Raw genomic sequence first — 13250 nt, 5'->3', positions numbered from 1 at the left:
TGTTATTGGTGATAGCTCGATGTCGACTAGTAGCACAGATTTAGAAATTCGTTTTTATGTATTCATGTTGGACTGCTGTCGCGTGGTGTAGGTTATTTTGTCAATAGTCGTTTTAGCAATTATTTCGAGCATAATCTCGGAGGTGCCAGCGATGATGGTACCGACCCTAATATCGCGGTATAGCCGAGCAATTTTATAATCTTCTGTGAAGCCATATCCTCCGAAGAGCTGTAAACACTGGTTGACGACTCGAATGGCTAATTCGCTTGTTTGCAGCTTGGCTATGGAGCACTCTTGGACAGCATATTCATCACGTTCTTGTAAGTCACAGCAATGATAAACAAAGGCTCTTGTCGTTTCTAAATCAGCGACCATTTGCGCGATACGGTGTCTTACGGTTTGGAAATCTCGGAGCTTCTTACCAAAGGCCTCGCGCTTGTCGATATACTCCAACGTGTATTTTAGTGCCGAATCTGCAGTAGATAGACTGTGAATAGCTGCGGTGAGGCGTTCAAGCTGTAGCCCTCCCATTAGATATTTAAATCCGGCACCTTCTTCGCCGATGAGATGGGTAATGGGCACCTTCACCTGATCGAAGCCGAGCTCGGCGGTGTCAGATGCATGCCAGCCCATCTTGTTTATCTTATTGGCGCTTATACCATGACTATGTCGGTCTATCAGCAACAAACTAATGCCTTTACTTTTCTTGCTGGGGTCGGTTTTGACAGCAGTGATCAAGAAATCGCCATAATAGCCATTGGTAATAAATGTCTTGGAGCCATTGACTAGGTAGTAATCTCCTTCACGTACAGCGGTAGTCTTGATATGCTGGATATCCGAACCAGCGCCAGGCTCTGTAATAGCGACGGCGCTAACGAGCTCACCAGCGATAACACCTGACAAATATTGGCGCTTGAGCGTCTCCGAGGCATGCTTGAATAGATATGGAGCGGACATATATTGAATAACGAGTGCCGAAATGGTAAATCCTCCAGAATAACAGTGCGAGAGCTCTTCACAAAGAATCATTGAATAGTAAAAGTCTACATTTAATCCACCATATTCCGCTGGATAATTAAGGCCTAGGAAACCCATCTCTCCCATTTTTTTCCAGATAGTACGATCTATCTGTCCTTCCTTTTCCCATCGGTCGATGTGGGGGAGGATTTCTTTATGTATAAATAGTCGTAAGGTCTCGCGAAATATTTGGTGCTCAGCTGTCAATTGTGTTGCCTGCATATGCTATAAGTATTATTGGCTAAATAGTACGCCTTTGATGGATTGGATATCTTTAAAGGTATTGATACGAAATTAAGTAAAAACTAGATTTGTTTACAATTCTTTAGTATTTAATTTTTTCTAAACTGCTTTAATATCAGTGTTTTCGAGGGAATGTTTCCATATCCTGTTTTGCCAGAGGCTGTCCAATTTTCAAAAAAGCCATATCGGGACTTTTTTATACCTTTATGAAATAAACTTAAATAATGAGTCAGGTCTTCTCATGGTAGTCGGTGTAGTGAAGAGGATGAGTTGAATACTTGGCTACTATTATAAACGAAGGAGATAATCATGTCAAAAAGAGTATTTATCGTAGCAGCGCAACGTACAGCCATAGGTAGTTTTGGGGGGGCATTATCCGGTCTTTCAGCGACTAGACTGGGAGCGAGTGCGGCAGTAGCCGCGATGTCTCAGGCTGGTGTTGCCGCCGAAGAAGTGGATGAAATATTGATGGGATGTGTATTGCAGGCGAATATTGGGCAGGCTCCGGCACGACAGGTAGCCAAATTCTCGGGACTTCCAGATAGCGTGCCTGCCACAACTATCAATAAAGTATGTGCTAGTGGAATGAAGGCGGTAGGGTTGGCTATGCAGTCCATCTTGCTAGGAGATGCAGATCTGGTGCTGGCAGGGGGGATGGAGAGCATGAGTCAGGCTCCCTACTATGCACCAGCAGTGCGCTGGGGGGCCAAATATGGAAACCAGTCATTCGTGGATGGCTTGCAAAAAGATGGCCTTACTGATGCCTACAGTCAGGAAGCTATGGGAGCTTTTGGTGAATTGTGTGCGGCTAAATATGCCATTACCCGTCAGGAGCAGGATGCGTATGCGATTGCCTCTTATACCCGAAGTCGAGAGGCTTGGGAGCGAGGTAAATTTGCAAACGAAGTATTTCCGATGACAATAGAAACAAAGCGGGGTGAGCTGATAGTTGGGCAGGACGAGGAATATAGTCAGGTTAATGTGGATAAAATTCCTACTCTAAAATCAGCCTTTAAGAAGGATGGTACGATCACTGCAGCCAACGCGTCTACCATCAGCGATGGCGCTGCGGTATTGATATTGGTCAGTGAAGAAAAAATGAATGCGCTATCCTTGACTCCGCTTGCTGAGATAATAGCCTATGCGGATGCTGAGCAAGCGCCCGAATGGTTTACGACGACTCCTAGTGTGGCCTCTAATAAGGTCTTGAAGAAAGCTGGCCTATCAATATCCGATATCGACTATTTTGAGTTTAATGAAGCATTCTCTGTGGTGGCTTTAGCAAATGCCAAGATTTTGGATATATCGTTGAGCAAGATAAATGTCTATGGCGGTGCGGTGTCACTGGGGCACCCACTGGGATGCTCTGGCGCTCGAATATTGGTAACACTTTCTAGTGTACTCAATCAGGAAGGAGGCACGTATGGTCTAGCAGCAATATGTAATGGCGGCGGTGGGGCCTCTGCCGTGATTCTAAGAAGAGTATAGTTGGAAAAGCGATCAGTAATATTTTTTTTCATCATCTGTTGCTTATATTTTTGTCTAAATACTATTTCATCATAAGAATTATAACCCCTATTTTCCTTATTATCAGCGTCTCAATGCTCGTTGCCCAATCTAAATAAGCTATTAATGGTAAGATAGATACATTGACAAATGGGCTGAAAATATTTTTAGTCTGTAATGTAGGTGAATACCATATCGCTGATACCGTAATCGCGAAGGGGAGGTGTTCCATTTTGAGCGAAATCTTGATTATCTTGCTCGTCTGTCAGTTGATTTTTGTGTCCCCAAGACTAGATGGGTAATTTTCAATTTGGCACGTTTGATAATGTGTTGGGGGGCTTTCACGAGCTTTTGGTATAGGTAATTCATATCGGTATCGATACCGCAATCGTTACCGATGATTTAATGCTGGATATGCTTGAAGCTGCCTTCATAAAAGTATATATTTGTTTTGTTCAGTCAATTCAATGGGCTTTAAGCCCATTGTTTTTGGAGTCTGCACGGAATACCTATTATAAGTCCAAAAAAAACTATTTGTGAATACATTAGATATCATTACGCTCATATTATTTTCTGTTGGAATTGTTGTTGTTGGACTTTCTTTTATGAAGAAAGGCAAGAACATGAAATCATTCTTTGCGGGGGGAGGTGCTATGCCATGGCAAATGAGTGGATTGTCTTTGTTTATGGGGTTCTTTTCTGCCGGAACCTTTGTGGTGTGGGGCTCCATCGCCTATCAGCAGGGATGGGTGTCCGTGACTATTCAATGGACAATGGCTATCGCGGGCTTCGTCGTGGGGACTATTATAGCACCTAGATGGCATAAAACCGGCGCTTTGACTGCTGCCGAGTATATTAATGAGCGGCTAGGCGTCAAGACCCAAAAGACATATACCTACCTCTTTTTATTGATCTCGCTTTTTCTGACGGCATCGTTCCTGTATCCAGTAGCCAAGATTGTGGAAGTATCTACAGGACTGTCACTCAATACCTGTATTTTTTTGTTGGGCGCGCTGTGTATTCTTTATGTCTCGCTTGGCGGGCTTTGGGCCGTCGTATCGACAGACATTCTACAGTTCGTAATCTTGACTGCAGCAGTTATTATTGTAATTCCGCTATCATTTGATAAAATAGAGGGTGTTTCCAATTTCATCCATTCAGCGCCTGATGCATTTTTTAATCTATTGAGCGGAGAGTATACGATTGGTTTTATCATTGCTTTTGCTATCTATAATACGATATTCTTGGGCGGTAACTGGGCGTATGTACAACGCTATACCTGTGTAAAGACGGGGACGGATGCTAAAAAAGTAGGTTGGCTATTTGGCTTGTTGTATATAGTGAGTCCTATTCTCTGGATGTTGCCGCCGATGATTTACAAATTGAGTAATCCGTCATTAATCGGCACAGAAGCGGAGGGTGCCTATCTTTTAATTTGTAAGGAAGTGTTGCCTACAGGATTGATGGGATTGATGATAGGGGGGATGATTTTCGCTACGACTAGTGCCTTGAATTCTAAATTAAATATTGCTGCAGGAGTATTTACAAACGATATTTTTAGAAGATTTCGACCTAATAGCTCAGATAAGGTGTTGATGCGTACGGCCACGCTATCCACGATAGGATTTGGAATATTAACCATCCTAATCGCCATGTTAATTCCATTAATGGGAGGGGTGGTAAATGTTGTTATCAGCTTGGCGGCTCTTACGGGTGTACCCCTCTATTTGCCAACAATATGGTCTTTGTTTTCCAAAAGGCAGACCGGTGTATCCACCATCAGCACGACCATCCTGAGCTTGGTAGTCAATGGCATTTTTAAATTTATTACCCCTCTTTTGGGATTATCGTTGGATAGAGCAGAAGAGATGATTTTGGGTGTGGTATTTCCAATAGTGTGTTTGGCTGCGTTTGAAATTTACTACTATTGTGCCCATAAAATATCACCTATGTATGCTTCCTATTTGAAGTGGGAGAACAGTAATCATGAGCGTATTGGACAAATGACAGTAGAAGAAGAACGACGTGTAGGGGAGGATAACAAATTTAGTCTAAAAGTTATCGGAATCGGTATTCTCTTTACCGGTATAACAGTAAGCATACTCGGTGGATTCGCTGATAGTGGCCGTACATTAATCGTGACGACAGGAACGATATTCGCTCTTCTCGGGTTTTTGCTTATGAAGCGTGGAATGAAGAACTAACAAATCAAGACCTAACATATAAATTTTAATTGACAATATGATACAAGAATCATTTGCAAAGGATTTACGTGCCTTAAAAACGGAGCGAATACATGCGGACTTTACCGTCGTAGGAGGAGGATTATCAGGTGTATGCGCTGCTATTGCAGCAGCTAGGACTGGTGTTAAGGTGGTGCTAGTGCAAGACAGGCCGGTATTGGGAGGTAATGCCTCTAGTGAAGTCAGACTATGGGTATTAGGTGCTACCTCACATATGGGTAATAATAATAGATGGTCTAGAGAAGGGGGGATCATTGACGAAATACTAATAGAGAATCTCTATAAAAATAAAGAAGGTAATCCGGTCATCTTTGATACGATTCTACTAGAAAAAGTGCGTAATGAGGCTAATATAACCCTTTTGCTGAATACGGCCGTTTACCGATTGGAAAAGTCTTCCGCGGATAGCATCAAGAGCATATATGGATTTTGTAGTCAAAATTCAACTTTTTATGATATCGATTCCGTCTTATTTTGTGATGCATCAGGAGATGGCATCGTGGCTTATATGTCGGGCGCTAGTTACAAAATGGGTGCAGAGGAAAAGGCAGAATATGGTGAGCTATTTGCTCCCGATCATGATGAATATGGTGAATTGCTGGGACACTCTATATATTTTTATAGTAAAGATATGGGAAAACCGGTTGTATATGAAGCCCCATCCTACGCGCTAAAGGACATCACAAAAATACCGAGATATGGAAATATCCAAACCCAAGAGTCCGGATGTAAATTTTGGTGGTTGGAATATGGGGGAAGACTAGATACTATTCACGATACGGAAGAAATTAAATGGGAATTGTGGAGTGTGGTGTATGGTGTATGGGATTATATTAAAAATTCTGGAAATTTTCCAGAAGCAGAGAACATGACCTTGGAATGGGTCGGCGTAATTCCTGGAAAACGCGAGAGTCGACGTTTTTTGGGATATCATACACTTATACAGCAGGACATTATCGAGCAGCGACAACATCCAGACACGATAGCTTTTGGAGGATGGGCTATTGACCTTCACCCTGCAGATGGTGTCTACAGTAAGACGGGAGGTTGTATTCAGTATCATTCAAAAGGTGTATATGAGATTCCTTATAGCTGTCACGTGAGTAAGGAGATTCGGAACCTATTTTACGCAGGACGTTGCATGAGTACTTCACATGTAGCGCACGGATCCTCCCGAGTGATGGCTACTGCAGCATTTGGAGGACAAGCTGTTGGATTTGCTGCCGCACAGTGCATCGAAAAATCACTGTTACCTGCGGACCTCTTAGCCCCATTGGAGATTAAAGCCTTGCAACAAACGATTAATCTTGCTGGTCAGAGTATTCCTCGAGTTGCAATCGATCAGCAATATAATAAGGCCGCAATTGCTCATATTACAGCCTCGAGCACATTGGTCCTTGAGGAAATTCCTTTTGATGGAGATTGGTTCACGCTTGATTTTTCGGCAGCCCAAATGCTTCCGTTGGTAGGTAAGCAAAGTTATACATTTACATTTGAAGTGGATTGTCTAGTGGATACAACGCTAGAAACCGAACTTCGATATTCAAGCAGTCCTACAAACTACACCCCCGATTGTACAGCTTCTGTGGTATCACTAGCTATAGCAAAGGGTCTGCAGCAGGTATCTGTGACATTTGAAAACGGAGTGCCCTTGAATCAATATGGCTTTGTAACGTTTTTGAAAAATTCAAATGTAAAAATTCGAACGAGCGAATGGAGAAGTACAGGAATACTGACTGTTTTTAATAAAACTAATCCCGACGTTAATAACTATGGTAAACAGACTCCTCCAGAGAATAGTGGAGTGGAGTCATTTGAATTTTGGTGCCCTATTCGTAGACCAAAAGGCAATAATATTGCCATGCGCATAAGCCCTGCTTTGGAGTCTTTCGGTATCGACAATCTGTGCAACGGTTTTATTCGTCCAACTAATCAAGCGAATGCTTGGGTGTCAGCAAAGGAGGTCAAAAATGCTCAAATTCAACTTGATTGGGAAACGAAACAGTTAGTTGAGCAGGTTATACTTTACTTTGATACGGATTATGATCATGCGCTCGAGTCCGTACAGATGGGCCATCCTGAAAAGGTGATTCCATTTTGTGTTCAAGAATATCAGATTTATGACGGACATCAAAATTTGATTTATTCTGCCGTAGGTAACTATCAGACAATTAATAAAATAACATTTGAAGTGCCGGTAGAAATGAATGCGATGACCATCGTGTTTAAAACAGAATCCAAACATATACCCCTTAGTCTATTTGATATTTATATCAGCTAGTCGATTTCAGAAGAAGAGTCTCATCACTCCGGTGAGCGAAGTGATGAGGCTCTTATATTTAGCTTGGCATTCAGTGTAATACACTTATTGAGTACAGCTTCATCTTTTTTGTTTTTGAGTTGTTCTAGCAGCAGTTCAGCAGCAATCTTTCCCATTTCGAATGTGGGTTGTTCAACACTCGTTAAGTTAGGTTCGACAATCATCGCCATCTTGGATTCTGAAAATCCGACCACCCCCATATCTTCAGGTATACGAATTCCATTCTTTTGTAGGGTTTTCATGGCTCCAATGGCAACAGGATCATTAATCGCAAATATAGCATCAGGCATATCTTTCATTTCCAAAATTTGATGAGCTGCTATAACTCCTTTTTCCATCATTAAGCCACTTGTAATGATTAAATCTTCGTCAACAGGCATTTGGTGTTTTATCAGTGCGTCGATATAGCCTTTCTTGCGTTGTTGGGACAAATCTAGATTATCAGGTCCACCTAGGTGTATGATACGTTTGTAACCTTGTTTGATAAGGTGCTCGACAGATTCAAGAGCCCACTTGTAATCATCGATAATTACTTTAGGAGCATCTATGCGATCAGATACTCTGTTGAAGAGGACGAGTGGAATATTTCGATCTAATATTTTCTGTAAATAGTCCGTATTGACGGTATCTTGTGTCAGGGAAATTATCAGACCGTCTACTAGTCTGTCCTCTAGATTTTTAATGTTTTTAAGTTCTTTTTCGTATGATTCATCTGACTGACTGATCAGTATGGTATACCCCTCTGCCTCTAACGTATTCTGTATACCGATGATTACTTCCGGGAAAAAAGTCGTCATAAACTCTGGTATCACTACGCCAATTGTCATGGTCTGTTGTTGCTTCAGACTCAAGGATATAGGATTTGGACAATAGTTCCATCGCTCGGCGAGTTCCAATACAGCTTTCCGCGTTTCGGGATTGACATCCCATTTATCGGAAAGTGCTCGAGACACAGTAGAGGTCGAGATCTTAAGTTCTGCTGCCAGTTCTTTTATAGTAACTCTTCTTTTAGCCATTGCAAGGATTTGTGAGTGGATATTTTTTTAACAAGAGGTTATTCTTTATGTTGGTAAAGGTAGTGTTTTTAACATATTCAAATCACTAATGATATACGCAAATTATCGGAAACGTTTCCGACGATTTATACGACAGATCCTTTGAAAGTTAGCCTTGAAACCTCTATTTTAGTGATGCTGTGTTAGTTTTCAAGTACCAATTATAAATCCACAGTAATCAAGTAATTGCCATTTCTAGAAGAATAAAGTATGAATACGTTTTTAAATATTATAGACATAAGCTACGCCAAAATGAACATGAAATTATATGCACTTATACTATCCACTATATTAATTAACTTTTGCGCGGCTATTGTCACGGCACAGGAAAAACAATATATATCACCGAATATGTATAGTCACGGTACACAGGGCCAACGTATACAACAAGCTATCCAGGATGCAATAGCTACCACAGGAAAGGTTGTTATTCCTAGGCATGACATTGTGACCAATACAAATATCTGGCTGATAGATGAGGCCATATTATTGCCCAGCAATATGGAGCTGGAACTCAACAATTGCACAATAAAACTCTCAGATAGATGTCGTGATAATTTTATAAGGTCTGCAAATTCCGGACTTGGAATTGCTGATATCCGACCGCTGCAAAACATCAAAATAGTTGGTGTAGGGAATGTGTTATTGGAAGGTGCGAGCAATCCTAGAGCTACAGGTGATCATAACAAATCATTGTCCTTGTTTCCAAAAGCTGGCCAGTCTTACGGTAGTGATGCTGGCAAACCTAACGAGAACCAAAAGGGAGGATGGAGAAATCATGGCATTATACTGGCGCACGTGGATGGATTTGAGGTGAGTGGTATAAAAATGAAAGACTATCATGCACATGGGCTGGTATTAGAAAGGGCCTCTAATGGTTTGGTGAAGAATATGACATATGATGTTCGACAATCCGTAAGTATCGCGGGAATCGATCGACAAATCTTAAATCAAGACGGTATGGGGGTACGCTTCGGCTGTAAGAATATCATTATTGACAATTGTAGAGGTAGAAGTGGAGATGATTTTATCAATATTGGACTGACAGATACAGGGGTAGGTGCTGGAGAGGAAAATGTAAATGTGGTCAGTGGTTCTATTTATGGAGGAGAGGCAGACGATATTGCAAATATATACCTTCAAAATTGGCAAGATTTTTATTCGATTTCACATCGTGCAATTCGTATTATGCCCATTGGAAAATTGAAAATTCAAAATGTTTTTATTGAAAATATGGTTATTCATCCGACATCTTTTCGTGGACTCAATGTCGAATATGCTACTAATATAAGCGGACTGTTTGTCCGAAATGTAGTGTGTCATCAACCTGTACTGGCAAAGGGAATCCGGAATGCTAGTTTTAGAGATATTATATATTATGGCAATGAGGCTGCTATCGATATAGAAAATAGCGATTCAGTTGTGGTTGATTACGTGAAGCGCCTATCTCTCTAAGTCATATCCTTTATAAAAGGATTATCGAGTGCTATCTAAAATACTAAAACAAACTAATTATCTACAAAAATCGAACATGATATGAAGACCTAGCCATCAACAAAAAAAAACGGAGCCGACTCTGCAAAAGCTAACTCCGTATTACTAACACAATTTAATTTTTCAGATGTAACATTGTCAATTCTGATTGGGGTCAGAAGTAGGATGCTTTTGTTTATTCTGAAAATAAAATCTATATAAATATAATATATTAACATGAGAAAAGAAATGTTTTTAAAGCAGATTTCTATATTTCTGATCATCACAATCTTCTGTAAACATACATGGGCTAAGACAGAGATGATTAGCACTCGAGCGACAATGAGTTCAAAAGCCGTGTCTCTTTTATTTCCAAAATCGGCGACATTGCAGGAAATAAGTGGGAAGATTGTGGATGCCACCAATCAGCCGCTCAGCGGTGTATCTGTCTCTCAAAAGGGGAGTAATGTGGCGGTGGTGAGTGATGATCAAGGGAACTACAAAATCAATGTAGATAAGGGCGCGGTCCTCGTGTTTTCATATATAGGGTATGTAACTCAGGAAATTACAGTGAATACACAGAGTGGACTGAATGTGGTGATGGAAGAGGATACATTTGGTCTTGATGAAGTGGTTGTAATCGGGTATGGGACAGTCAAAAAGAAAGATTTGACAGGTGCGGTCGGGTCGGTGAGTGGCGAAGATGTTGCAAGCCGGAAGACTACGCAATTATCTTCTGCTCTACAGGGCGCAGTGGCGGGCCTGATGGTCAGGCGTAACAACAGCGCTCCGGGTGCTGCTGCATCTAGCTTACATATCCGTGGTGTGACAACAATTGGAAATTCTAATCCATTGGTGATTGTAGATGGAGTCCCAGGAGATATAGATCAGGTAAATCCCAATGATGTCGAAAATATATCTGTATTGAAAGATGCCGCATCGGCGTCCATATATGGATCGCGAGCTGCTGCTGGCGTGATATTGGTGACCACCAAGCGCGCAAAGCAAGGGGACCTCACCTTGACTTATAACGGGGAATATGGACTAGATATCCCAACGACGCAACCTGAAGTAGTAGGGGTGACACGTTATTTAGAAATGGCCAATGAGTTGCGATACAACGATAATCCCGCTGGAGGTTTTTTTCAAACCTATAGTGAAGATCAAGTCAAAAACTGGTTAAATTATAATGTTACTGACCCTAATACTTATCCGGTGACCGATTGGAGAGATATTATCTTAAAAGGCTCGGCTCCCCGTCAAACACATGCCATACACATATCGGGCGGTAATCAAGCTGTTCGGACGAAGGCCTCCTTGGCATATGACAATGTAGATGGATTATATTCGGATAGGTACTTCCAACGCTACACTTTGCGGGTGAATAATGATATGACGATAGGCAAGAAATTGGGCGCGACGTTGGATTTTAACGTAAAGCGATCTAAACACCACGCGCCTATATATAGTCCCTTCAATGCGATGCGGATGACCCCAGCTATTTATGCCGCGACATGGGATGATGGGCGGATTGCGGAAGGTAAATCTGGCGGTAATCCTTACGGTCTGTTACAGATGGGGGGAGACGAAGATAAGTGGTATACACAAGTTGGAGGAAAGGCTTCTCTGGACTTCAAACCTATCGATGGATTGACTGTATCAGGGATTGTGGCACCAATAATCAATTTCAACAAATTCAAAAAATTTCAAAAGAAAGCCTTTTACACACTTGCAAATGACCCTTCGGCATTCGGTGGCTGGTTGGAGGATGCAGCCACACCATATAGTACCAATAAGCTGACCGAAACGCGTAACGATGACTATAATGTAACTTCTCAATTTATCGCAAATTATATGAAGACCATTCAGCAGCATAGTTTCACAGTGATGGGAGGATTCGAAAATTACTATGAGAAAAATGAAGGCCTGACAGCCTCTCGCGATCAATATATCCTTACCCAATATCCCTATCTGAATACTGGACCTGAAGATTTCAGGGACAACAATGGTGACGGTAGTGAATACACTTATAATTCTTTCTTCGGGCGATTGATTTATAGCTATAATAGTAAGTATCTCTTTCAAGCTAATATAAGACGCGATGGTTCTTCGAGATTTTCAAAATTATGGAGATGGGGAACTTTTCCATCCTTCTCAGCAGGTTGGGTAGCTTCTGAAGAGAATTTTTTAAAGAATGCAAATATTGATTGGCTTTCTTTTTTGAAAGTCCGCGCATCATGGGGGTCCATCGGCAATGAACGTATCGGAAGCAATTACTTTCCTTATATGGCACTGATGAATTTTGGAAATTCCTTGTTTTACCAAGACGGTGAGCTTATCTCATCCACGACAGCATCACAAAGAACTTTCGCGGTGAGCAATATCACTTGGGAGACGACGACTTCCACAGACATCGGATTGGATGTCGCTTTCTTGAATAATAGGCTTCGTATGACAGCAGATTATTACTGGAAAACAACGAAAGATATGCTTTTGGATACTAAAATACCAGCAATTATGGGATATGGGAATCCAAGTACTAATGCCGGGAAAATGTCAACCAAAGGATTTGACCTTGAATTGGGCTGGAACGACAAGAAAGGCGATTGGACATACGGTATCTCCGCCAATCTGTCGGATTTTAAATCGACAATAGATGATTTAAAAAACAGTAAAATCATAGCTGACAATAAGATTAAAGTTACTGGTGTGGGATTCAACGAGTGGTATGGTTATGTCAGTGATGGCATATATCGTTCACAAGAAGATTTGGACAACTCTGCAAAGTTGAACAATCAAGTGAAGATAGGAGATGTCAAATATCAAGATATATCAGGTCCTGACGGTGTGCCGGATGGAATCATCTCCCCGGAATATGACCGAGTACCGTTAGGAAACTCACTCCCTAGATTTCAATATGGAGGGACCTTGTTTTTAGGTTATCGTGCTTTTGACCTTTCAGCGGCATTTAATGGCATTGGCAAGCAGAATGTTCGCCTAGAACGTGAGATGATTGAACCATTGAGAGGAAACTATGGCAATAGCCCAGCGATTTTGGACGGAAATTACTGGAGTTCTTTTAATACAGAAGAAGAGAATGCTAATGCGAAATATCCAAGATTGACTCGCGCCAATGTGGAAAGTAATATGGCAATGTCAAATTTTTGGTTATTCAATGGTAGCTATTTCCGTTTGAAGAATGTCACATTGGGGTATACCTTGCCAAAAACATTGACACAGAAAGCAAGTATTCATAAACTGCGGGTGTATGCCAGTGCATCTGACCTATTCAGTTTAAGTAAGTTCCCTCAAGGTTGGGACCCGGAGATGGGTGTCAGTGCATACCCGATTACGACCTCTTTGATTTTTGGTCTATCTGTAAACTTTTAAAAA

At 41.4% G+C, this 13250-nt stretch carries 7 protein-coding genes; 5 read left to right on the top strand and 2 right to left on the bottom strand.

The annotated features are described in order from the left end of the window. Positions 1-54: 54 nt before the first annotated feature. Positions 55-1239, bottom strand: coding sequence for an acyl-CoA dehydrogenase family protein (locus OQ289_RS13195; RefSeq protein ID WP_270087324.1), 1185 nt, complete (start codon positions 1237-1239; stop codon positions 55-57). A 330-nt stretch (positions 1240-1569) separates the two neighbouring features. Between OQ289_RS13195 and OQ289_RS13190 the strand changes: the two genes are divergently transcribed. The 3 genes from OQ289_RS13190 to OQ289_RS13180 all read left to right on the top strand — a co-directional run bounded on the left by OQ289_RS13190 (position 1570) and on the right by OQ289_RS13180 (position 7290). Then, positions 1570-2748 (top strand): thiolase family protein, encoded by a 1179-nt coding sequence (locus OQ289_RS13190; RefSeq protein WP_270087323.1) that lies wholly within the window; start codon positions 1570-1572, stop codon positions 2746-2748. A gap of 554 nt (positions 2749-3302) precedes the next feature. After that, positions 3303-4970, top strand: coding sequence for a sodium:solute symporter family protein (locus OQ289_RS13185; protein ID WP_270087322.1), 1668 nt, complete (start codon positions 3303-3305; stop codon positions 4968-4970). A gap of 37 nt (positions 4971-5007) precedes the next feature. Then, positions 5008-7290, top strand: a complete 2283-nt coding sequence (locus OQ289_RS13180) for an FAD-dependent oxidoreductase (protein WP_270087321.1) — start codon at positions 5008-5010, stop codon at positions 7288-7290. Positions 7291-7313: 23 nt separating this feature from the next. Here the strand turns inward: OQ289_RS13180 and OQ289_RS13175 are convergent, their stop codons facing one another. Continuing rightward, positions 7314-8345: a LacI family DNA-binding transcriptional regulator gene (locus OQ289_RS13175; protein WP_270087320.1), complete on the bottom strand. Its 1032-nt coding sequence runs from the start codon at positions 8343-8345 to the stop codon at positions 7314-7316. A gap of 291 nt (positions 8346-8636) precedes the next feature. Here OQ289_RS13175 and OQ289_RS13170 point away from each other — a divergent pair, with 291 nt between their 5' ends. Next, the gene (locus OQ289_RS13170) at positions 8637-9839 is read left to right on the top strand and encodes a glycosyl hydrolase family 28 protein (RefSeq protein ID WP_270087319.1); all 1203 of its coding nucleotides are present in this window, start codon (positions 8637-8639) and stop codon (positions 9837-9839) included. Positions 9840-10094: 255 nt separating this feature from the next. Next, complete coding sequence (locus tag OQ289_RS13165) at positions 10095-13247, top strand: SusC/RagA family TonB-linked outer membrane protein (RefSeq protein WP_270087318.1); 3153 nt, start codon at positions 10095-10097, stop codon at positions 13245-13247. Positions 13248-13250: the final 3 nt, after the last annotated feature.

Source organism: Sphingobacterium sp. SYP-B4668, from assembly GCF_027627455.1.
In the GTDB taxonomy this organism is placed as follows: domain Bacteria; phylum Bacteroidota; class Bacteroidia; order Sphingobacteriales; family Sphingobacteriaceae; genus Sphingobacterium.
This window is presented reverse-complemented; position numbering and strand designations above follow the sequence as displayed.

What these genes read in the sequence shown, in the direction of transcription:
- OQ289_RS13195 (WP_270087324.1), bottom strand. Translation starts at nt 1,239, where the DNA reads ATGCAGGCAACACAATTGACAGCTGAGCACCAAATATTTCGCGAGACC.
- OQ289_RS13190 (WP_270087323.1), top strand. Translation starts at nt 1,570, where the DNA reads ATGTCAAAAAGAGTATTTATCGTAGCAGCGCAACGTACAGCCATAGGT.
- OQ289_RS13180 (WP_270087321.1), top strand. Translation starts at nt 5,008, where the DNA reads ATGATACAAGAATCATTTGCAAAGGATTTACGTGCCTTAAAAACGGAG.
- OQ289_RS13175 (WP_270087320.1), bottom strand. Translation starts at nt 8,345, where the DNA reads ATGGCTAAAAGAAGAGTTACTATAAAAGAACTGGCAGCAGAACTTAAG.
- OQ289_RS13170 (WP_270087319.1), top strand. Translation starts at nt 8,637, where the DNA reads ATGAACATGAAATTATATGCACTTATACTATCCACTATATTAATTAAC.
- OQ289_RS13165 (WP_270087318.1), top strand. Translation starts at nt 10,095, where the DNA reads ATGAGAAAAGAAATGTTTTTAAAGCAGATTTCTATATTTCTGATCATC.